Annotated in this window: 14 protein-coding genes; 9 read left to right on the top strand and 5 right to left on the bottom strand. The window is 48.4% G+C overall.

All coding sequences use genetic code 11. The features are described 5' to 3' along the window. Nucleotides 1-458: 458 nt before the first annotated feature. The 5 genes from EXU85_RS24990 to EXU85_RS24970 all read left to right on the top strand — a co-directional run bounded on the left by EXU85_RS24990 (nt 459) and on the right by EXU85_RS24970 (nt 16,920). A complete protein-coding gene (locus EXU85_RS24990; protein ID WP_246859237.1) occupies nt 459-11,090 on the top strand; it encodes an SdrD B-like domain-containing protein in 10,632 nt (3,543 codons plus the stop codon). A 5-nt stretch (nt 11,091-11,095) separates the two neighbouring features. After that, nucleotides 11,096-12,070: a type IX secretion system membrane protein PorP/SprF gene (locus EXU85_RS24985; RefSeq protein WP_142774698.1), complete on the top strand. Its 975-nt coding sequence runs from the start codon at nt 11,096-11,098 to the stop codon at nt 12,068-12,070. Nucleotides 12,071-12,262: 192 nt separating this feature from the next. Beyond that, complete coding sequence (locus EXU85_RS24980) at nt 12,263-14,641, top strand: carboxypeptidase regulatory-like domain-containing protein (RefSeq protein WP_142774697.1); 2,379 nt, start codon at nt 12,263-12,265, stop codon at nt 14,639-14,641. 168 nt (nt 14,642-14,809) lie between these two features. Then, on the top strand, nt 14,810-15,727 hold the full coding sequence (locus tag EXU85_RS24975; protein ID WP_142774696.1) for a PorP/SprF family type IX secretion system membrane protein: 918 nt from the start codon (nt 14,810-14,812) through the stop codon (nt 15,725-15,727). A 113-nt stretch (nt 15,728-15,840) separates the two neighbouring features. Next, nucleotides 15,841-16,920, top strand: a complete 1,080-nt coding sequence (locus tag EXU85_RS24970) for an AAA family ATPase (protein ID WP_168207940.1) — start codon at nt 15,841-15,843, stop codon at nt 16,918-16,920. A gap of 69 nt (nt 16,921-16,989) precedes the next feature. Here the strand turns inward: EXU85_RS24970 and EXU85_RS36240 are convergent, their stop codons facing one another. The 3 genes from EXU85_RS36240 to accC form a co-directional block, all read right to left on the bottom strand. Continuing rightward, nucleotides 16,990-17,106 (bottom strand): type II toxin-antitoxin system HicA family toxin, encoded by a 117-nt coding sequence (locus EXU85_RS36240; protein WP_371732053.1) that lies wholly within the window; start codon nt 17,104-17,106, stop codon nt 16,990-16,992. Nucleotides 17,107-17,159: 53 nt separating this feature from the next. Beyond that, entirely contained in the window at nt 17,160-17,288 is a 129-nt protein-coding gene (locus tag EXU85_RS36030) for a hypothetical protein (protein ID WP_256366005.1), read from the bottom strand. A 119-nt stretch (nt 17,289-17,407) separates the two neighbouring features. Next, entirely contained in the window at nt 17,408-18,904 is a 1,497-nt protein-coding gene (gene accC, locus EXU85_RS24955; protein ID WP_142774693.1) for an acetyl-CoA carboxylase biotin carboxylase subunit, read from the bottom strand. 219 nt (nt 18,905-19,123) lie between these two features. On the opposite strand from accC, the gene EXU85_RS24950 reads away from it, so the two are divergent. Then, nucleotides 19,124-20,428, top strand: coding sequence for a pyridoxal phosphate-dependent aminotransferase family protein (locus EXU85_RS24950; protein WP_142774692.1), 1,305 nt, complete (start codon nt 19,124-19,126; stop codon nt 20,426-20,428). Nucleotides 20,429-20,573: 145 nt separating this feature from the next. Further along, nucleotides 20,574-20,753: a histone H1 gene (locus tag EXU85_RS24945; protein ID WP_142774691.1), complete on the top strand. Its 180-nt coding sequence runs from the start codon at nt 20,574-20,576 to the stop codon at nt 20,751-20,753. Nucleotides 20,754-20,869: 116 nt separating this feature from the next. Here the strand turns inward: EXU85_RS24945 and EXU85_RS24940 are convergent, their stop codons facing one another. Beyond that, on the bottom strand, nt 20,870-21,304 hold the full coding sequence (locus EXU85_RS24940) for a MaoC family dehydratase (protein WP_142774690.1): 435 nt from the start codon (nt 21,302-21,304) through the stop codon (nt 20,870-20,872). Nucleotides 21,305-21,467: 163 nt separating this feature from the next. Here EXU85_RS24940 and EXU85_RS24935 point away from each other — a divergent pair, with 163 nt between their 5' ends. Further along, a complete protein-coding gene (locus EXU85_RS24935) occupies nt 21,468-22,691 on the top strand; it encodes an acyltransferase (RefSeq protein ID WP_142774689.1) in 1,224 nt (407 codons plus the stop codon). A 102-nt stretch (nt 22,692-22,793) separates the two neighbouring features. Here EXU85_RS24935 and EXU85_RS24930 read toward each other — a convergent pair whose 3' ends face one another. After that, on the bottom strand, nt 22,794-23,252 hold the full coding sequence (locus tag EXU85_RS24930; protein WP_142774688.1) for a DUF4440 domain-containing protein: 459 nt from the start codon (nt 23,250-23,252) through the stop codon (nt 22,794-22,796). Nucleotides 23,253-23,362: 110 nt separating this feature from the next. On the opposite strand from EXU85_RS24930, the gene fabG reads away from it, so the two are divergent. Beyond that, the gene (gene fabG, locus EXU85_RS24925) at nt 23,363-24,100 is read left to right on the top strand and encodes a 3-oxoacyl-ACP reductase FabG (RefSeq protein WP_142774687.1); all 738 of its coding nucleotides are present in this window, start codon (nt 23,363-23,365) and stop codon (nt 24,098-24,100) included. Nucleotides 24,101-24,340: the final 240 nt, after the last annotated feature.

Here is a 24,340-nt window from a genome sequence, read left to right as displayed (position 1 = left end):
TGCAACACAAATAAATAAACAGAGCAAGGCTGTATACAATGTAGTTGGCATAGTTTTCGCTAACCACTTGGCGCTTCAACTACTCCCTATTGGGTTAATGCTATCAAGTGCATTCATGGCTATAATAACACAGTGGCAAAATAGTTACTTAGCGGTAAGTGTCTAGTAAACAGCATTTTAATGCGTATTGCGCAGAAGATCCAAAAAGTGGCTGTGATTTGGCATAGTTTTAGTTAATTTTTAGAAAGCAAAATAGCCCTTTTACACTCGATTAGCTTACCGTGACTTATATGCGGTCAGCTGGTCAGAATATTTATATATTCTGTAGAGGACTGTTTTGCACTGTGAGATCGTCCCAAATTAAGTTGCAGATGGAAGAAATGTCTACACTACACACAGAACGTCTTGAGCCTGTGATTTGCCGCACCTCTTCAGAGCAGGTCCGCCAATCTATTGGCATGAGTAATCAACTAGTTCGCTTTGCCGGACGGATAATAAGCCACATCTGGGGACTGATTCATGGGGGAATTCTTCCATTTCAGGCAGCTGTAGAGGCTGATGAAGCCTCTACCTCCTCGTTGTTATTGGCTCAGCCCGGACGTATGAAGAGCAGTACCCAGGATTTGGTAGGATTTGATCCGGAACCGCCCGATATACCCGATTCTGGGCCACCCGGGTACCCTGTTTATATCGAGAAAAAAGCCTATCATTTTTTTGCACAACGACCAATGAATGAGCAATTTATACTAAACAAGTCACCTCACGAAACGGCTCTGCTCGCAGATTCGGGCGGAGGATTAGGCGCTGTGAGGTCGAAACCGCCAATGAGAAGCAACTTTTATCAGTTGCTATCCTCATTTGTCGATTCGGCTTCTGGCACAAAGAGACCCGTCCTGAAAGGGGCGTTGTCTGTATTCTCGCTTCTGTTGCTTTGGTTAGTTGGTTCACCCGTATACGCACAGGCGCAGGGAACCATTAACCTAAGCCTTCATAAGAGTATCAGTACACAGGCTCCAGTCATTGGTGACATTGTTACCTATACAGTAACTGTAGCGAATGCTCTTACGGCAACGGCCACGGCTACGAATGTATCTGTACAAGATAAGTTGCCCGTTGGTGGTGTGGCGTTCGTACCAGGATCTGCTACTGTTACACGCGGAACGGGAACCTACACGCCAACGGGTTCGGCAACAGCTACTGTTGGTAACTGGACTATTCCTTCTATTGCTCCGGGCGATTCGGCAGTTGTCGTTTTAAAAGCGACTGTTTTAGAACGGGGCGTTTGGTTTAATACGGCTGAAGTCATTGCAGCTGATCAGACAGATGCGAATTCAATTCCGAATAATCAGAGTCTGGTAGAAGATGATTACGACGCTGTTTGTTTTTCGGTACCAATTCTCTGGTACGTGGGTGACGAATATACGGTAACGATCCCATCTGGCTACGACCAGATTGTTTGGTATCGTGACAACACGCCAATTAGTACATCGGCGGTATCGACTTCACTAGCTGAGGTCAACAGCGATTTTTCCCTGACGATCAAAAGCCCAGGCACCTATCGGTTCGTAACCTACCGTGGTGGTTGTCCGGCTACGAACTGCTGTGACATTCAGGTCATTCAGGGACCTTATGGTAGTTTAGGCGATTATGTATGGAAAGATCTTAATAAGGATGGTGCACAAACAACTGGTGAGCCAGGTATAGATGGCGTTAAAGTTTATCTGTACGATCAGACCGGTACAACTAAGTTAGACTCAACCGTTACTGCTAGTGGCGGTAAATACCTGTTTGATAGCTTAACAGATGGCAAGTATGTGGTGAAATTTATTTCGCCAACAGGCTATCAATCTACATCGGTAAATGCCGCGGGTGTGACTGATGACTTAGATAGTGATGCTGGATTAAATGGTTTTACGGGCGTATATATGATAGATACGAGCCAGCCCGAATCCAGCACTGCACGAAACAACCCAACAGTAGATGCTGGGTTCTACCTCCCATCGGCTGGCTTGGGTGACTACGTTTTCGCCGATAATAATAAGAACGGTATTCAGGATGGCGGAGACACCCCAATTGCGGGCGTCTTGGTTACCTTATATACCAATGGCGTAGCCTCAGCAACGACGGTGACCAACGCCACTGGCTTCTATAGCTTCACGGGGCTGACCCCAGGCAGCAGCCTGAGCTACTCGGTAGGCTTTACGACACCAAGCGGTTACACGGCCACGTTGGCTAACCAGGGTTCGGATGATGCCTTGGACAGTGATGCCGATCTGATTACAGGTCGTACCCAGTCGGTGACGTTAGCCCCAGGTGAGTTCAACCCAACCCTGGACGCTGGCTTCTACATTCCAGGTGCTGGTTTAGGCGATTACGTCTTCGCGGATAACAATAAGAACGGTATTCAGGATGGTGGAGACACCCCAATTGCGGGTGTTGTTGTAACGCTTTATGTAAATGGCGTAGCCTCGGCAACGACGGTGACGAATGCGACTGGCTTCTACAGCTTCACAGGTCTGACCCCAGGCAGTAGCCTGAGCTACTCGGTAGGCTTCACCGCCCCAAGTGGATATACGGCTACGTTATCTCATCAGGGTGGCAATGGTTCTTTAGATAGTGATGCGGATCCGATCACGGGCCGCACTCAATCGGTAACCTTAGCTCCAGGCGAGTTCAATCCAAACTTGGATGCTGGCTTCTACATTCCAGGTGCTGGTTTAGGCGATTACGTCTTTGCGGACAATAATAAGAACGGTATTCAGGATGGTGGAGACACCCCAATTGCGGGTGTTGTGGTTACGCTTTATGTAAACGGAGTAGCCTCGGCAACAACGGTGACGAATGCGACTGGCTTCTACAGCTTCACAGGTCTGACCCCAGGCAGTAGCCTGAGCTACTCGGTTGGTTTCACCGCCCCAAGTGGATATACGGCTACGTTATCTCATCAGGGTGGCAACGGTTCTTTAGATAGTGATGCGGATCCAATCACGGGCCGTACTCAATCGGTAACCTTAGCCCCAGGCGAGTTCAATCCAAATCTGGATGCTGGCTACTATCCATCATGCCCAACCAACTATAATTTGGTGGTATCGAATGATGCAACGATTTGTAATGGCGACTCAATTAAGCTAGTTGCTACGACTCCTGTCCCACAAGCTAAAGTTTGCTGGTACTTGACGCCATATGACGGAACCGCCTTTGCCATTGTTGGCAGCGGTGAAGAAGTTTCGGTTAAACCGACAACAACAACCGTTTACTATGTTGAGGTGACTACACCAGATGGATGTAAGAGCGCTCGTAAGCCGGTTGTAATTGAGGTTACAACGGTACCAACGCCAATTTGCCTGGGTAATACGAAGAATACCTGCCCAGCAACAACGGTTGATCTGACTAAAATTCAGGTAGAAAACCACAGCACTGGTTTGATTTACGAGTGGTACACGAGCATCAATCGTTCGAACGCTACACGGGTAACGAACCTGACGGCTGTAGGTGCTGGTAAATACTATCTGTTCGCTAAATCGGGTAATTGCTACAGCAACCCAACGGTACTAACTGTTGAAATTGTTGATTGCAGCTGCCAGAGCGTAGCTGGTGTAAATGTTGGCCCAGGCGTATTGTCCTGCTCTAACGATGCTATCCCGCTCAAAGCGGTACTGTCTGGTTCAGCAACGAGTGTAACCTGGTCGTCAAATGGTACGGGTGTATTTAGTAACCCATCCAGCCTGACATCGACGTACACCCCATCTGCTGCCGATATTACAGCAGGCAGTGTCCTGATCACAGCAACGACCAATGATCCAGACGGACAAGGGGTGTGTCAGGCAGCAACTAGCTCACTGATTGCACAGATCAGCAAGCGCCCAGATGCTCCTGTAAATGTGGCCTGCGACGATACACTGGTTTGCCAGGGTAGCAGCACGAAACTGATTGGCTTTGCTCCGGGTGCCAGAATCAACTGGTATGACGAAGATGGTAAGCTGATTGGTACAACACAAAGCGGAGGCAAACTGGTGATAACGCCATCGAAAGCCGGTTCTGTTGTCTACTATGCTGAAGCCTTCAATGAGGCAGGTTGTGTAAGCACTCGCTCATCCCTGACGATCACCGTTGGCAAATGCCTGGCTGATCTGGGTATTGTGAAAACCGTAGTAACGCCTGGTCCATATAGTGTAGGTCAGAAAATTACGTATGCTATCACGGTTAAAAACAATGGCCCGATCACGGCTACTAGTGTGACTGTAAGTGAACTACTGCCAGCATCGCTGACATACGTAAGCTCAACACCTGTTGGTCAGTTCAGTCCGGCTACTGGAATCTGGTCAATCGGTACAATGACCGCTAATTCAGATCGTAACCTCCTGGTTGAAGCAACCATCGTTGGTTCCGGTTCGATTAAGAATACGGCAATTGTTAAAAGCCCGGACAATGATCCGAATCACACAGAGAACGATACCTCATCGGTTACAATCCCGGTTAATCCGTGCGCTGTTAACCCACCATCTATCGTGTGTGCAATCACCGAGATTTGCAAGGGTGGAACAACTACGCTAAGTGCGAAAGGTTGTGCTGATGGTACCGTGATCTGGTCTGATGGTCATCGTGGTTCGACAATTTTTGCGAGCCCAACGGTAACAACGACCTATACGGCTAGTTGCGTAGTTGGTCAGTGCACAAGTGCTGCATCGAACCCAATCACAGTAACGATCGTAGAACCACAAGCACCAACGATCACGGCTAGTGCCGATAATGTTTGCCCAGGTACTTCTGTAACGCTTACGGCGTCGGGTTGTGCGGGTGGCATCATCGAATGGTCTGATAAGGCGCAAACGGGTACATCAATTGTGGTAACGCCTTATGGCAAAACGACCTACACGGCTCAGTGCCGGATGGCAAGCTGCCTAAGCAACCCAGCGGTGAAAACGATCAATGTGAATACGGATAGTCCAACACCAACGATCGTTTGTAGCACAACAGTTGTCTGCCCAGGTGAAGCCTTGACGCTGACAGTTGAAAACTGTGTGGGTACGCCCGTATGGAATAGCACCACGGCTACAACAACCAGCATCGTTGTTACGCCAACACTTGGTAATAATAGCTACTCGGTGTACTGCAAGAGTGGAGCTTGTGTAAGCAAGTCGTCTGCGGTGTACACGATCAAGGTTGTGGCTCCGGTTATTCCGACTGTAACAGCCAGTGCTGATACAATCTGTGCCGGTGGTTCAATTACCCTGACGGCTGCTGATTGTAACGGAACTGTCTACTGGAACGTAGGAGGTAAAACTGGATCGACCATCACGGTGTCTCCAACGGCTAACATTAGCTACTTCGCGCAATGTAAGTTCCGGAACTGCCTGAGCGATCCATCGAATACGGTGAATGTCGCAGTGGTAACCCCACAATCACCGATTGTTAAGGTTAGTAAGACGCTCGTTTGCAGCGGAGACCTGCTCTCTCTAACAGCTACAGGTTGTAACGGTACAATTCAATGGCATGGTGTTGATAAAGTTGGTGCCAGCATCAACATTTACCCAACCGAGACCAAAGAATACTACGCTACCTGCAAACAGGGTTCTTGTGAAAGTGAACCATCAAACAAGGTTCGTGTAACGGTCAATACCTCTACGGCTCCGGCCCCAACGATCACTGCGTCGACACAGGCTATCTGTGATGGTGGTATCGTCTCGCTGACAGCCACGGGTTGCGAGGGTACGGTGAAATGGTCGGATGGTCAGACTGGTTCCATTGTTTCTGTAACAGCAACAACTGGCAACCACGAGTTCTATGCGCTCTGCAAACCAACTAGTGGTACGCTGTGCGGCACCGGGAAGTCGAATGTGATCAATATCAACGTAACTCCAACGCCAACGCCGACTATTGTTCGCTGCCTATGCAGTGCCGATACGATCTGCCCAGGTGAGCAAGTGAAGTTCTCGGTGAAAAACTGCCAGGGTACTCCTCACTGGAGCACGGGCGAAACGACAACGAGCATCGTTGTATCGCCAACTGTAACGACCGCCTACACAGTATACTGTCAGGATGGTGTTTGCAAAAGTGCAACAACAGAAGGGCATACCATCACGGTAATCCCAATGGCGGTTCCAACGATTACTGCATCGGCTACAGCTGTTGAGCCAGGTGGTACGGTTACGTTGACAGCTACAGGTTGTGCTGGTAACGTAATCTGGTCAGCTAATGACATCAATGGAAATAACAAAGGTGCGTCTATCGTCGTGCGACCAGAAGGTACGCAGACTTACTATGCACAGTGTCAGTTCCGCGAGTGTCTGAGCGATCCGTCGATTACGATCATCATCAACCCAGGTGATTGCATAGCGAAAGCTGGCACACTGGTAGCGGTGAACGGAACGGTTTGTGGTGGTACAAGTGGCACAGTAACGATCGGAGCAACGCTTAATGGTGGACTCGTTCAGCCAAGTGGTTATTCGCTCGTGTATCTGCTGTCGAAAGGCGGTGTAATTCGGCAAACCAGCACCACGCCAAGCTTCACTATCAATACCATACCGTACTTAGACGGCAGGAGTGATGGTGGATTATATACCATCCAAACGCTGGTCTATAACGCTAACGCAGGTGATAAGAACTACTTTGATCTGTCTGCAGTACACACCGGCATCACGACAACGGCCGATGTACTGGCACTAATTGGTACGAAGTGTGCTGATCTGGATAAAACAGGCGCGAAAGTGAACGTAACTGTGGTGGCACCACCAACGCTGTCGGTTGGCTCATCGCTCACGGTTTGCTGGGGTGGCCCTGTGTCGATCACCGCTACCGGTTGTGAAAATGGTACGGTAATCTGGTCAGATGGCCCTTATGGTTCAGTCTATTCAACGTCGGTTTATACCGAACGGGTATTGACTGCAATCTGTCAGATTGATGGTTGCCCAAGCAAGCCATCGGCATCTGTACACATTGTCATCGCTGCACCAACTATCCCGATTATCGTAAGCAACAAGTCAGCTATCTGTGTGAGCGAAGTACTTTCACTGACGGCTACAGGCTGCGAAAGTGGTAATTATGTCTGGTCAGATGGAACAACAGGCAGCACGCTGACAGTAACCCCAACCTCAGATGTAAGCTACCGCGTAAAGTGTAAAGTAGGTACATGCGAAGGTGACTGGTCTGCTTATACGACCATCAAGGTAGGTGCACCGTCTGCTCCAACGGTTTCGATCATTGGCGCTTCAGCTAGCACGACACTCTGCTTCGGTACACCGGTAACCCTGGTTGCTGAAGGATGTTCGCCAAACAGTTACGTAACCTGGTCGAACAATGAAGTGGGTAACTCGATCACGGTATCGCTGGCCAGCTCAGCAACCTTCACGGCTCGCTGCTGCAACTCGAACGCTTGTAAGAGTGTACCATCGCAACCCGTTATAGTGACGGTTCTGCCGAAAGTGCCTCAGCCAACGGTAGCGGATATAACCAATGTATGTCCGATTACAACTGCTGATCTGTCTAAAGCGATCACGGGTAGCCCAGCAACAACGGGTGGTTTGTTCGAATACTACACAGATGCATCGCTAAGTGGTGCGTCGAAAGTAGCTGATCCAGCACACGTTGGTACCGGAACGTACTACGTTGTTGAACGGACGGTTAATGGTTGTGTAGGTCTGCCGGTTGCCATTCATGTGCAGATTACGACGTGCACGGAGCCAACGCCTTGCGATGGACAGAATCCGGCAACGGCTAGCGCTGGCCCTGACGCCAGTGTGTGTGCCGCGAAGAGTTATCAACTGAGTGGTGTCATGGGTGGTGCGGGTAAAACCGCCCACTGGACCACCAGTGGTAGTGGTACCTTCGATAATTCGTATGCATTGAATGCGATCTATACAGCAAGTGCCGAAGACGTACTGTCGGGTAAAGTAACCCTGACCTTATCGGTAAGCACAAACAACGCAGCCTGCCCAGTGGCAACGGATGCTATGCTGCTGACCATCGACGGTATCAAGTCGACACCTGTTGTGACAGTAGTTGGTGCCCTGAACCTCTGCTACGGTGATTCAGTAACCCTGAAAGCACCAGCTGGTGCTTCGGGTTACAAATGGAGCGATAACGAAACAACTCAGAGCATCGTCGTGAAGAAAAGTGGAGTCTACAGCGTTCAACTTTACGATGGTAAAGGCTGTAGCTCGGTTAAATCGGATGCTGTGGTTGTGAAGGTTAGTGAGCCTGTTCTACCTCCGCTGGTACACAATCTGCGCAATACCTGCCCGTCGAAAATAGTTGACCTGACAACGGCTCTTTCTTCGACAAACCCAGGTAGCACGTATACCTATCGGATTTGTGAGTGCGTCACGTCAAACATCGTGATTCGTCCAGATTCAGTTTGCGAAGGCAATTACTGGATTGTTGAGAAAAACGCGCTGGGCTGTGTGAGCAAGCCATCTAAAGTGGTCGTTAAGGTGTTCAACTGTGCTACAGATACACTCAATACCGATGTTAGTATCGCTAAAACGGTCAGCACAGCCTTCGTGAAAAACGGTGAGCCTGTTACCTACACCATTACGGTGAGTAACGCAGGACCCCACACCGCGAAGAACATCGATGTTCGTGACGTACTACCTAAAGGACTGGAGCTGGTGCCTGCATCATCACCATCCTATAAGGTATCGAACGGCGTGATTACCCAAACGATCGATAGCCTGAAAGCAGGTGCTTCTACACAGATTGTGTTTGCTGCTAAGCTGCTGGTAAAAGGTCAGGACGTTGTCAACAAGGCCGAGATTACTTATCTCGACAACCAAGACACCAACCTGGCTAACAACAGCTCGAGTGTAACGGTGAAAGACACATCGGCTCAAAAGCACAGTCTGATTGGTTTAGCTAAAGCCGTACTCGGAACACCGAAAGCAATAGGTGATTCGCTCATCAAAGTCTCGTACCAATTTGTAGTAACGAACTTTGGTGATGACACACTGAAGCATGTGCAGGTGGCAGATGACCTGGCCTATGCATTCTCGCCAAACACGGTGATCGATGCGAAAGTGACGTTGCCAGGTGTTAGCTCCTCGTTGAAACTGAATCCGGCCTTTACCGGAACGGGTAGCAACAGTATCATGCTTGACTCTACTAGCTATATCACGCCAGGTCATTCAGAACGGATCGTATTGGATGTGACGGTGAAACGGACTGCGGGTGATTCGACTAAGTCGTTCAATAACTACGGTATTGTAACGGCCTTCAATAGCCTGACAACCGTATCCGACATCTCCACGAGCGGTGGTGATGCTGACCCGGATAACGATGGCGATCCGACAAACAACACCAGTGCTGCCAGCTTCACACTGAACGCTGCACAGCCACAAGGACCAAGTATTGGCCTGGCGCTGGCGGTTGTTAAAATAGAGCAGCTACCAGATAGTTCGTACAACGTCACCTACAAAGCGACGATCAAGAACTTCGGTGATGTGGATCTGAAGAATGTAAGTGTGACGGATAGCCTGAGTAAGGTATTTGCCTCGCCTGCTTCGTACAGTGTAGTAGGGGCGCCGATAGTAGGCGCTGGTAGTACCTTAGTAGCTAACGCAGGCTTCGATGGTAATACACAACCCAATATTCTCGGTACCGCCAGCACATTAGCGGCCGGTGCACAGGATACAGTGGTGTTCGTTGTGAATGTGAAGACCAATGGAAACAACGGTCCGTTCTACTCCACAGCAACCGCTACGGGTACTACCCTCGATGGAAGTCAGTCGGTTCTGGATATATCCAACAATGGAATCGATCCAAACCCAACAGGCTCTGTATCGACAACAGTTCGCTTCGATCTGCCGAAAGGCTTGCTTGGGGTAGCTAAATCGGTTGGTACACCAACGCTGGTTTCTGAAGGTGTCTACGACATACCGTACACAATTATTCTGAGCAACCTGGGTAAAGTAGCCCTCAAGAAGGTTCAGGTAGTAGATAACCTCTCCCAAGCCTTCGGACATGGTGCGCTGATTGTCAGCAATCAGATTTCAGTTAGCGGTACGGGTACGATTAGTGTTGATCCAACTTACTCGGGTCAGGGTCTGATCACCAACATGCTGGTTGATTCGGCGAGTACGCTGGCGGTAGGTGCAAAAGCAACCCTGAACTTCACCGTTCGTGTGGATGTGAAGAGTGCCGATTCGCTTACCTTCTATAACACGGCGCTGGCATCGGCCTTAACGCCGACAGATGAGGTGGTAGAAGATGTATCAACTGCTGGTACCAATGATGACCCAGATAATGACCTGGATCCACGCAACAACAGTCAGTCGACTCCGATTGTGTTGAACAGTCTCTCGTCTACGTCGTATATTGGTGTCGCTATGTCGGTTCGTGATACGGTTCGTCAGGCAGATGGTAGCTTTAACGTAACGTATCAGATTGTGGTGAAAGCCTACGGTCCAGATCCGCTGAAAAATGTGAGCGTGAGCGATACGCTGTCGAAGGTCTTCAACAACCAGACAGGATCGACCTACCGAGTGGTTAGTGCACCGATTATTACCTCAACAGGTAGTGCGCTGAAACTGAACCCGAACTTCGACGGTGGCAATGACCCCGTAATCGTTCTGGGCGACAGCACCAGCAAGCTGGCAGCGGGTAAAGTCGATACGATTCAGGTAGTGGTGAATATCGCTTCGAACGGTAGCACAACAACGTTCCTGAACTCAGCGTATGCGCAGGCAATCGCTAAAACAGGTACGGTTAGTGATGTGTCGACGAGTGGTTTGAATCCTGACCTGAATGGAAATGGAAACCCAACCGATTCGAACGAACGCGAAGCAACGGCGCTGAATCTGCCACCAACGTATTTGGCTATCTTCATCCCAGAAGGTTTCTCGCCAAACGGTGATGGTATCAACGATCTGTTCGTGATTCGTGGAACCGCTGGCCTGACTGTTAGTCTGGATGTTTACAACCGCTGGGGTCATCTGGTGTACGCCAACGCCGATTACCACAACGATTGGGATGGTAAGCCTAATTCGGGTATTGCAGTCAGTTCGGATTCGAACGGCCTACCCGACGGAACGTACTACTACGTGATTAATTTGAGCGATGGACGCAAGTTTGTACGATACATGACGATTAACCGCTAATACCGATGTCAAACCAGTTTTCAAATAAACGTTGGGCAGTCGTGCTGCTACTGATCCTTGGGATCGGTAGCAGCCAGGTCCGGGCACAGCAGGACAAAATGTTCTCGCAGTACATGTTCAACATGATGGCCCTTAACCCGGCCTACGCCGGTAGTCGAGATGTGCTGAGCATGTCGGCCCTCTACCGGAACCAGTGGACTGGCTTACCGGGCGCGCCCCAGACAGCCACCTTCACGATGGATATGCCCCTGAATAATGAGCGGGTGGGCGTCGGATTACAGCTTTACGGCGATAAGATTGGTGTGATTCAGGAAGCCGGTGCATTTGCTTCCTATGCCTTTCGGATCAAAGTAGGAGCTAAATCAACACTTGCATTGGGCTTACAGGCGGGTGCCTCGAGCTATCAGGCTAATCTGACGGAGGTGAAAACCTCGCCCGATAACCAGCTTGATCCGGCTTTTGCCAGTAACATCTCGAAAATCCTGCCGAACTTCGGAACGGGTATCTACCTGAGCAACGACCGGTCATACCTAAGTTTATCCGTGCCTCGCCTGATCAAGAACAAGCTAAGCGAGTATAACGTAGGGGATTATCGGTCGGTGCAGGCTCGTCAGGCCTACTTAGCAGCCGGTTTTGTCGTTGGCCTAAGCCCAGGTATCAAAATGAAGCCGTCGATGTTGGTGAAGTATGCCGAAGGCGCTCCACTTGGTTTTGATGGCAACATTAACTTCTGGTTTGCCGACCGTATTTCAATTGGTGCCTCGATTCGCCGGAACCAGTTTTCTACCTGGACTAAGTTTACGACCGATGCTGTTGTTGGCATGCTGGAGGTTCAGTTAACGGATCAGTTCCGTTTCGGGTATGCCTATGATCACACGATGAACGGGTTACAGACTGTTGCTCCAAGTTCGCATGAGATTATGATTCGGTATGAATTCGGTTTCGGTAAGAACCGTATCCTGACACCGCGTTATTTCTAAGAGAAAGCGAAAGAGTGAAAAAGTGAAAGAGCGAAAAACCTTGTAATTGGCTTTTCGCTCTTTCACTTTTTCACTCTTTCGCTTTTATTTTCGGCTCAGTATTTGCTTGTTCATACGATATATCCTCTTAACTTGTATAGGAGAGTATATCGTATCTTTTTCTGTTCTGCCGATTACCAACTTGCATAGTGTATGACACGAATTATCCCTATCATCGCTCTCCTCTGGCTACTTGTGAGTCCGTTGATGGCTCAGTCGCTTATTAAACAGGCGGACCACCAATTCGACCAGTTAGCCTACACCAAGGCCATTGAGTTATATGAGCAGGCTCTTACCAAACAGACATCCATGTCGGAGGCCGATCGTATGGATGTGAAGGCTAAATTAGGGTATAGCTATCAGCAAACGCGTGATATGCCCAATGCAGAGCGCGTGTACCATGACTTAGTGAGTGGGAAAGAACTACCGGCTGAGTATACCAAATGCTACCTGTTTTATGCCCAGGCATTAGCCAGTAATGGAAAATATAAGGAGGCCCAGGAAGCCTACGATAAATACGGGAATATGCAGACCGGAGATAAACGGGCTCCATCTTTTTCAAAACTTTATCGGGATGTTAACGCCCTAACTAAAAATGCAGGCAGCTACAAAGTTGAGTTTTTGAGCATGAACACCCGCCGGGCTGAGTTCAGTCCAGTAATGTATAAAGAGGGATTGGTATTTGTATCGGCTGGTACGGGCGGCAACGGGATCAAACGGGTTTTCAAATGGAACAACACACCCTTTCTGGATTTGTACTACTTACCAGATACAAAAACCTTACGAGGCTCAAAAGCGTCGAGTCTGGGTGGTAGTAAAGTATCGGCCAAACGGGTACGAACCCAACTGATCCGCCCGCTCGGTAGCGACGATTTTACGGCTCCTACTGCCAACGATACAAAAACGGTTGGCTTCTACGGGGGCAATAATATCAGTTTAGGCTACGAGGATCAGCCCATTAGTGAGTCTGATCGGTTTAGCCGGACGCTGAATACAAAATACCACGAAGGCCCGGCAACGTTTACGAAAGATGGCTCACGGGTAATCTTTACCCGGAATAACTTCAACGAAGGTCAGTACCGAAAAAGCAGCGATGGGGTAAATAAATTAAAACTCTACACCGCTACGCAAACGAGTGGTATCTGGAGTAAAGCCGAAGAACTGCCCTTCAATAGTGATGAATATTCGACCGGACACCCGGCACTTTCTAAAGATGATCAGCTCCTGTATTTCTCGTCGGATCGACCCGGTGGAATGGGTGGTACTGATATCTACGTCTCGAAATGGATGAATGGCAAATGGAGTGAACCCGTCAATCTGGGTAAAGAGGTGAACACAAAAGGGAATGAACTCTTCCCATTTGTAGACGAAAAAGGGAACATCTATTTCTCCTCCGACGGCCGTCCTGGCCTGGGAGATCTGGATATATTCTACGCACAACTTACACCCGATGGCCAGCAAGGACTACTCTCTCGTAACCTGGGCGAACCATTGAACTCACCCAAAGATGATTTTGGAATTGTAACGGATGGCAACCGGATGGCTGGCTATTTCAGCAGTAACCGCAAAAACGGCGGTGCCGATGATGATGTGTACCGATTCACGCGTGATGGGGCGCTATATCCCTGCCGCGAATTAACCGTAAGTGTTACCGATGCTGACTCAAAGCAGCCACTGGCCAATACATCGGTAGCCATGGATAATGCAGTTAACGACAAACAAAAACAGCTTAAAACCGACTCAGAGGGATTGGTTCGTATTTGCCTGGACGTTGACAGCGACTTTAAATTCTTAGCCAGCCATGAAGGGTACGTTGAGAGCAAAGTTGGTTTTTCAACAAAAGACCTGTCAGATGACCAACCGTCCCGCCTGGAAATCCCGCTCTCGAAGCCGAAAGAAGTCGCCGAAGCAACTGCTATGACTACATTGCGCGGACGGGTAACCACCCAGACAGACAAAATGCCGATTGCAGGTGTAAAAGTTGTATTGGTGAATGAATGTGATGGTAACTCGCAGGAGACCACTACCGGGCCTGATGGTAGCTACGAGTTTGCCGTGAAACCGGGTTGTAATTACTCCCTCGAAGCGATGAAAGATAATATGGGCACGACTGGAAGCCACATTACCAAAGAAGGTACTGGCTCAACGGATCTGACTATGTTCAAAAAAGGAGATGTAATTAAAATCGATAATATCTATTACAACCTGAATAAAGCGAATATCCGCCCCGATGCCGCTGCTGAGTTAGATAAAGTGGTGGAGTTGATGAAGAAATACCCAACCATGACCATCGAAATGCGGTCGCACACCGATAGTCGGGCAACGGCGAAGTATAACAATACCTTATCGACCAATCGGGCTAAGTCGGCCGTAGCCTATCTGAAATCCAAAGGGATTCCGGCTAAACGAATGGTAGCGAAAGGCTATGGTGAAAGTGAATTATTGAACAAATGCAAAGACGGTGTGAATTGTATTGAAGAGGAACATCAGCAAAATCGCCGGACGGAGATTAAAATTCTGAAACTGGATTAAGAGATTAGGACACAGAGATGCACTAAGACGCACAGAGATACACGGAGTTTTATCATTTTTCTCTGTGTATCTCTGTGCGTCTTAGTGCATCTCTGTGTCCCAGCCTTTTTAATGCCTTAGGTTTTTCCACCAAAACCTCGCAACTTGTTTCTTTATTTCAACGTCCTTATGCGCATTGGTTTCCGTACGTCAGTTGCTTCTTTTTTAATTGTCAGTTTTCTCCTCTTTTTGAGTTCAGGTGCCTATGCACAGAAAGAGGTTTTATATTCCCAATACCTATTAAATCCGCTCAGTATCAATCCTGCTTTTGCCGGAAGTCGCGAGTCGTTTCACCTGACGGCTTTTCTCCGGCGTAAATGGATCAGCGTCCGGTATGCACCCGTCACTCAGAGTGTTTCGGCCGATGGAGCTATTGCGCACGGTAAAGTCGGGTTAGGGTTTCAGGCCTTAAACGACCAAATGGGTGTTTTTACGGCCCAGGGAGTCTATGGAAGCGTTGCCTATCGGTTCAACTTACCGGCACTGGCCAAATTGTCGATTGGTGTTCAGGGCGGGGTTAGTATTCTGCCATTGGCTAATTCAACCACAATTGGGAGCATTAATCGAACGATGGGTAGTTTTGGGGTCGGGATTTATTATCAGTCTGATCGCTTTTTTGGTGGTATTTCGGCACCTGAACTGAGCGGGCAGGTAACCGATATAACCGGGCAATACTTGTACAAAAGTGTTCGGCCTATTATGATTCAGGCGGGCATGCCAATTGAAGTAGCCGAAAATACGGTACTGATCCCATCCGTACTTATTTCTAAAATAGCTGATCGTTCACTGGGTTTCGATATTAATCTTCGGGCGTGGTTTAATGAGCAGGTGGGACTAGGTCTATCGTATCGACAAAATAGCCCTGGGCTTATTTCAACAAATTATGTGCAGGCTCTGGCTGAATATCAGTTAACCAAATCAATCCGGCTGGCATACATTTTTAACTCTCAAACGCCAGAGAGCCCCAATGCGATGCAATACGATCAAAAGAGCGTTCATGAAATCATGCTTCGCTTTGCGCCGAATGTCCTAACGTTTAAATACTGATAGGTTGGCCTGATCGTTTGTCACCTTTTCAACGAAAAAAATGGTAAATTGGCCCACTGGAAACGTAACAAAACGCCCGATTGAAACCTTCTAATGAGATTTTTAGGGCCGACATGTTGCGGTATCTGTCTGCCAATAGTCGTATGCCTAATCAATCAGTTATTCAGAATCTCTACATTCCCAGCGATCTAGATCGGGAGTTTCCGCTTGCTCCGCATTTTGTGCAGGCGTTTGGGAGTTATCCGAACTATCTTCATTTCAATGACGATTTTAAGCTCTCTGCGCAACAATTGTTAGATACGCGGGGATTTGTGTTAATCAATCACTCAATCCGCGTTACGGACCAGGGCTGGCATGCTATCGAGCGAATTTACCAACATGAAGAAGGTATCGTTCTGAAAGCGGAATTTGTTGGCGAGCGGTTTTTTCGGCTGTATGGCTATTACCGCGATGAAGTATCAGCAAAAAACCTGCTGGATGGATTTCAGGACCATAAGTACGTACACGAAGATAATCAGACGCACATTTATCTAATTCAAAGTGGTTTGGGCGGTCTGCATACCGAACGGGTTGAGATTCTTCCTCCCGATATTGACCTCGATCTTCACTATAACGACGACTTCCCGGCGGTTCATGAACGTCTGGTTGGCCTATTGGCTCAGCCCAAGAGCAAGGGACTGATTCTGCTCCACGGTGAACCCGGAACGGGCAAGACCACCTACATAAAACACCTCAGTTCGCTGGTTAAAAAGGACATGCTCATTCTTCCTCCCTACATGACCAACTACCTGACATCGCCCGAAATCATTCCGTTTCTACTGGATAACAAGGAGTCGGTATTGATCATTGAAGATGCCGAACGGATTCTGCAATCACGCGAAGCTGGTGGCGACACGAACAGCGTTTCAAATATCCTGAACCTCACGGATGGGCTATTGGCAGACTGCATGCACATACAGGTCATTGCCACCTTCAACGCCAGCAAGCATCTGTTAGATAAGGCACTACTCCGAAAAGGGCGTCTGATGGTCGACTATGCGTTTGGTAAATTAGCTCCTGCCAAAGCCAACAACCTGCTCACGCACCTGGGTATGGAACATCGCACCAAGGAACCTATGACGTTAGCCGACATTTTCAATTTAGATGAACAAACTGTATCGGGCGAGCGTCAGGAAGTGAAGATGGGGTTTTGATTTGAATCGCCCACTCATTCGTCAAACGGCCAATTTAGTATAAATCACTTTCATCAATACCCGCCGTTTTTAGAGGGCTTTCAGTAGGCCTGTTTTAAGCGGTTGGTTCCCATGCATGGGTACGGAAAGGCGTTCGGGACGACCTTGCATAAGGAATATATGATGACTACCATTGACTCGCTTCAATTCCCATCCTTCTTGTTCTAATAAACGGCATAACTCTTTGCCAGATACTTGCTTCAAATGGCAATTTCCATAATTCGGGCATCGGCATCAGCCGTTGGTTCATCCACATCGATTGAAAGGCAACCTTCTACAGCTTCATATAAGTTCTGGAGCAACTCATCAAACGTATCACCTTGTGTCATGCAACCGGGAATAGATGGTACTTCGGCCCAATAACACCTTCTTCGGCATTGTGAACAACTACTTTTAGTTTCATAGAACAGATTGCTATAGTATCTATCAAAGATACATAATTTGAAAGTCACCCCATCCGGTTCGCTTTCCACTTGCTGCTTTTAGCCGCTACCTGAACAGGTGTGCCATTCGTCTTTGGTTTCTGATTTTCCATTAGCCAGGCTGCCAGTACAGCCGCTAACTCGGCTTCAGTGTCATCTGGCTTGGGGGTTAGCTTATCAGGTGTGAAGTACTTGCTTACGAAACCTGTGTCGAATTGGCCGGATCGGAAGGCGTCGTGTTCCATCACAAACCGGCAGAAAGGAAGCGTTGTTTGCACACCCGAAATTTGATACTCGTCGATGGCACGGATCATTTTCTGGATGGCTTCCTCGCGCGAGTCGCCGTACGTGATGAGCTTGGCAATCATTGGGTCGTAATAAATCGGGATGGCCATGCCCTGCTCGAACCCGTCGTCTACCCGAACGCCGTTGCCTTGTGGCCGGATGTAGGTATCGAGCGTGCCCACGTCGGGCAGGAAATTGTTGGCTGGATCTTCGGCATATACCCGCACTTCTACCGCGTGACCTTTTATCTGTAAATCTTCCTGTTTAATCGTCAGCGGTTTGCCTTCGGCGATGTAAATCATCTGCTTTACCAGGTCCACACCGGTAATCTGTTCAGTAACCGGATGCTCAACCTGAAGGCGCGTGTTCATCTCCAGAAAATAAAAGTCGAGCTTGTCGTTGACAATGAATTCAACCGTCCCGGCACCATAGTATCCACAGGCACGGGCAACATCAACGGCTGCACGACCCATCGCGTCGCGGATTTCGGGCGTCAGAATCGCCGACGGGGCTTCTTCGACTACTTTCTGGTGCCGTCGCTGTACGGAGCACTCGCGCTCGAACAAGTGAATAATATTGCCGTGCTGATCGCCCAACACCTGAATTTCGACGTGCCGGGGTGAGGTGACGTATTTCTCAATAAACACCGATCCATCGCCAAAGGCCGACTGGGCTTCACTTACGGCGCGATCCATCTGCTCATCGAATTCCTCCTCATTCTCTACCACACGCATCCCTTTCCCGCCACCGCCTGCGCTGGCTTTAATCAGGATTGGGTAGCCGATTTTGGCCGAAATAGCTTTGGCTTCGGCACGATCGGTAATAGCCGAAGGTGTGCCCGGTACCATCGGGATATTGTAGTTGGCCACGGCCGCTTTGGCCGCTAGCTTGCTGCCCATAACCTCAATACTTTCCGGAGAAGGGCCAACGAATAGCAATCCTGCCTGACGAACAGCGCGGGAAAAATTGGCATTCTCCGAAAGAAATCCATAGCCTGGGTGAATGGCATCGACGTTCAACCGTTTACACACCTCAATGATAACATCGGCCCGAAGATAGGATTCCGTTGATGGGGGAGGGCCAACACAAACAGCCTCGTCGGCGTAGCGAACATGGAGAGCGTTACGATCAGCCTCGGAGTAGATAGCTACCGTCCGAATGCCCATCTCGCGGGCGGTTCGCATAATCCGTAAGGCAATTTCACCCCGGTTGGCAATAAGGAGTTTTTTGATTGTCATTAACTGATCAGTTATTGTCATTCATGGTCATAAGATTGTCATTTCTGGTTATAAGGTTTAATGACCACGAATGACGATAACTGACCAGTTAATGGCAATCTTATGACCAATAATACAAAACGATTATCGAATTGAAAATTTGCGCTACCGAAAGTTAACCGTATTTTTGCATTTACTCCGTAAAAAACAAGGGTTTGCCCTGATAAACAATAATAAAAAGTGGATTTATTTGAGAAGCTACGTAACAACTTAGGTCCCATCGGTTCGCCGGCACGGGAGTTCAATGGCCACCATTATTTCGCGTTCCCTAAGCTAGAAGGCGAACTTGGCCCCCATATGCGTTTTCGGGGCAAAGAAGTGTTGAACTGGAGCCTGAACAACTACCTTGGTTTAGCCAATCACCCCGAGGTTCGGAAAGCCGATGCCGACGCATCAGCACAGTGGGGGTTGGCTTATCCAATGGGTGCCCGCATGATGTCGGGGAATAGTGACCTCCACGAGCAGTTTGAGCGGGAACTGGCCCAGTTTGTTGGGAAAGAAGATGCATTTCTGCTCAACTATGGGTATCAGGGTGTTATGTCAGCTATCGAAGCCGTTGTTGACCATCGTGATGTAATCGTCTACGATGCCGAATGCCATGCCTGTTTGATTGATGGTATCCGGCTGCATAAGGCTAAAATGGGTGAATACTACAAATTCAACCATAATGACATGGCTAGTCTGGAGAAGAACCTCCAGCGGGCCACCAAACTAGCCGCCGAAAAGGGGGGCAGTATTCTGGTGATTACCGAAGGCGTATTTGGCATGTCGGGCAAAGTAGGCAGTCTGGATAAGATTGTTGCTTTAAAAGAAAAATACGAATTCCGCTTATTGGTTGACGATGCACACGGCTTCGGCACTATGGGCAAAACGGGTGCCGGTGTTGGCGAAATGTTGGGTTGCCAGGCGGGAATCGACCTGTATTTCTCAACCTTTGCCAAGTCGATGGCCGCTATTGGTGCGTTTATCGCTGCCGATCATGACATCATCATGTACCTCAAGTATAACATGCGCTCGCAGACCTACGCGAAAGCATTGCCTATGCCTTATGTAGTGGGTGGTCTAAAGCGACTCGATATGATCCGGAACTCGTCGGAGTTCCGGGATAAACTCTGGACGAATGTTCGGGCTATCCAAACTGGCCTGCGCGAACGTGGCTTCGATATTGGCGATACAGAATCGCCAGTAACCCCGGTATTCCTGCACCATATTGAAGGGGGCGTTGCTGAAGTTGCCACCTTAACGAAAGACCTTCGTGAAAATATGGGTGTGTTCTGTTCAATTGTGGTGTACCCGGTTGTTCCGAAAGGAACAATCATGTTACGCATCATTCCAACAGCTGCTCATTCCCTGGAAGATGTAGAATATACCCTAAATGCCTTTGCTCAAATGGGTGATAAACTTAAACGCGGTGTTTACCGGGAAAATATAGCGCCAATAGCGCCAAAAACGCTCGAAGTATCGGCCGAAGCAGCCACTGAGTAGGGTTTTTGTGAAAAAATTGGATTTTTTGGTCATTTTTTTGTCTAAGCTATTGCGCTGTATGAGAGAATGACTAAATTTCAGCCGAAAACCGCGTTTTTAGCGGAATTTGGGCATTTTTCACACACTTAAACCCATACGTATCGCTATGGCACGCTTCGATGAAGTAAAGAATTTGGTTATGTCGCTGGAAGGTGATTTCGAGAAGTTCTACGAAAAAAATAACCAGGCTGCCGGTACTCGCGTTCGAAAAGGAATGCAGGATCTGAAAACGCTGGCGCAGGAAATCCGTTCAGAAGTTCAAAATACAAAGAACGGAGCCGCGTAAGCAACGGTTTTCCAGACCGTAAAAGACGAAAACTCCCTCGTCAGACAGTATACTGTCTGACGAGGGAGTTTTCGTCTTTGTAAAGATTGGTTCGTTAGTCCGTCAACCAGGCGTTTCTACCTTAAACGATCTTCTCTTTGTGCATTGATCTTCTCTTTGTGCATTAACGTTGCAATGCCTTTGGTTGTGACTTTGCCAGTCTTCACATCCCGGATTTCGCCCAGAATTTGCGCTGTGTGTTTTGCCGGGTCAATGGACTGTACGGTGAACGTGGCTTCATAATCTGTATCGACAAACATAGGTCGCAGGAACTCTAGTGTTTGGCCTAAATAAACCGAGCCATAGCCCGGAAACTCCGTACCCAGCACTTTCGTGAATACGCTGGCCCCCAGCATACCATGAATAATAGGTCGTTTAAAAGGGGTTTGGGCAGCAAAGTCAGGATCAAGGTGAAGTGGGTTATTATCACCCGTAACGCGGGCAAAATCGGCTACTTCGGCCTGTGAGAACCGAAAAGCATAGCGATGAATAGCATTAAGTCCAAATTCCATCTGGCGAAAATGAATAATATAAAATGAATAATGTATAATAACTATGGAGCAAAGGTCGCATAGGTAAAGGAATCATTACCCATTTTACATTATCCATTTTACATTATTCATTACCAACTCTGCATTATACATTATTCATTGGGTCTTACCTTCGTACCTAATTATGCTTACGAAACTGTTTTCGCTCAATACGGCGGCTTCTAAACGCGTATTTGGGTTGGATGTGATGCGGGCACTAGCCATCCTGATTGTGGTGGATGCACATGCTACCATTGCCTTGAAAGAATACTACAATGGGCTTTTTATTCATCATCTGCTGCCCGATGGTGTTGAATTGTTTTTTGTTTTGAGTGGCTTTTTAATCGGGGGTATTCTGATTCGGTCCTACGAAAAAAAGAAACGCTTTGATCGCGAGTTACTGCTCAATTTCTGGACGCGTCGGTGGTTTCGCACCTTACCTAACTATTACCTGGTACTGGGTGGGTTAATTCTGACGGCCTTGCTTCGTGCCTGGCGAAGTGGCCTGCACCATACGTTGCCCCCCGCCGGAACCCTGATTAAATACTTTTTCTTCGTCCAGAATTTCGCCCAGTTTGTGCCTGATTTCTTTCCGGAAACCTGGAGCCTGGCCATTGAAGAGTGGTCGTATATTACGCTCCCTTTGGTGCTCTGGATTATGCATAGCCTGTTTTCAGCTCAATGGTCGCGGCAACGGATCGTACTGGCCACCATCCTCCTGATCATTATTGGTACTAATTTGTACCGCTTTATTACGGCTATCCAGATTCCAATTGAGGAAGGAGAGTTAGGCTACCGGGGTATTGTTGTCACTCGGCTGGATGCTATTTCGTATGGCGTACTGGCTGCATATGCCAAGCATTACTTTCCGGCTCAATGGATGAATGAAGCCTTACGTCGCCGACTCCTGGTTATTGGCCTGATCATGACGGTACTGGCTGCATTTTCGGCCTCCATTCTTATTATCGGCTACTATGTTCACCTGGGCGTTTTCCCCGCCTATACCTTTTTCAAGCGCACATTTTACTTCCCACTAATTGGGTTCAGTATGGCTTTGTTGGTACCCTACATGGATGGGTGGCGTACGGCTACCGGCTTGTGGGCACGCTTTGGCATTGCCCGAGCCATCACACATATAAGTCTGATTTCGTACTCAATGTACCTGCTGAATCTGACTCCAATCATGCTAAACGTTGTGGAGCGAATTCCGACAACCTCCTTGGCTACGGGTTGGCTTAAAGTAGGCTTGTTCTGGGGGCTGGTATTGATCCTCTCAACGCTTTTATACAAGTTCTTCGAGAAACCCGTCACCGAACTCCGCGACCGATTATCCGCTAAAGAACCTACGATTTCGGAGCTGATGAAGTGAGTAGAGTAAGTGGAATTGGTGAAGTGAGTCTGACAGATGTATTTTTTCTTAATCAACCTATTGCACTCACTTTACCTACTCCACCAATTCCACTCACTTCACTTAACTCGAATGATCGCTCACAATGACCCAGCGATTTTTAATCTTGCGCCAGAGTAGCGTGAAGTGACCATCAGCATCGCCAATTTTTGGGCGTGTGAGGTGAAAGCGGCCAATGACATAGGCAACATCAGGGGTCAGAAAATCCAGCTGCAGAATGTCGAATTTGAGCGAACCCATGGAGGCTCGACTCGGGTAGCGCTTTTTGTAGTTAGCCAGTGTTGCCTGATAGCCGTAGGTAACGCCCGCTTTGCCAACGAAGGTCAGTGAATCGGAAACCCAATAGCCGTTCATGAATTTATCGACACGGCCGCTGTTCCAGTCGCTGGTCTGGCGTTCTAAAATTTGCAGAATAGTCCTGCGCTCTTTGGCTACCTGCTTTGATTGCGCTTCAATGGTTTGCTGACCAAAGGCAGACCAGCCAATGAAGGAGAGTACTAAAACGATATATAGTCGGTTCATGGTCGGTGTTTTTTGATGAAACGAAGGTAACCCTCCCAGGGTTGGTAAATAGCATATATTTTAACGTTATTTAGCGCCCATTCTGAACAGGAGTTTATACCGAATGAATCATGAGACTACAAAATAAAGTGGCCATCATTACCGGCGCTGCCCGGGGAATAGGCCAGAAAGCTGCGGACGTATTTTGTCGTGAAGGAGCCACGGTCATTATCTGGGATGTGCTCAACGAAGGGAGCACTACTGCACAAACGCTGACTGACCAGGGTTTTCGATGCGAATTCATGCATGTGAGTACAACCGATGTGCCGCGAATTGAAGCCGCAGCCCAGGATGTGTTTGACCGCTATGGGCGAATTGATATTCTGATTAACAATGCCGGTATCACCCGGGATAAAACCCTGCTGAAAATGTCTTTCTCTGAATGGCAGCAGGTCATCGACGTTAACCTGACGGGGGTATTCAATTGCACCAAAGTGATTGCGCCCTACATGGTTGAGCAGAAATACGGCCGGATCATCTGTACCTCGTCCATTAATGGCGTTCATGGAGCATTTGGGCAGACTAATTACGCGGCTGCCAAGGCGGGAATTATTGGTATGGTTCGCTCATGGGCGAAAGAGCTGGGACCAAAGGGCATTACGGCCAACGCCGTTGCGCCAGGTTTTATTCAAACAGCCATGACGGATGCTATGCCCGATGAAGTACGTAATCAGGCCGTGGCTACGATACCCGTTCGGCGTATTGGCAAACCCGAGGACATTGCCAACGCCTATTTGTTTTTAGCCTCCGATGAAGCCTCGTTTGTGAATGGCCACGTGCTGTCGGTGAATGGGGGCCAGGCGTTGTAGGTGGTTTTAGGTATTTGGGTTATGGTGGACTGGCGCACAAGTGTAGCAACGTGCCGCCAAATACCATAACCCGAATACCTAAACCACAAACCGTGCTTATCTTTACAAGCGTATTTACCGTAACCGCTCCATGAACAGAATCCGAAAATTCTATAATGAGTATAAGCCGTATATTTTTTCCGACGGCTGGTACTATATCTTTATCGTGATTTTCATACTCATCTTATTCATTTTCTTTTC

Source organism: Spirosoma sp. KCTC 42546 (assembly GCF_006965485.1).
Lineage (GTDB): Bacteria > Bacteroidota > Bacteroidia > Cytophagales > Spirosomataceae > Spirosoma.
The sequence above is the reverse complement of the archived record's forward strand: the minus strand, read 5'-3'. Positions and strand labels throughout refer to the sequence as shown.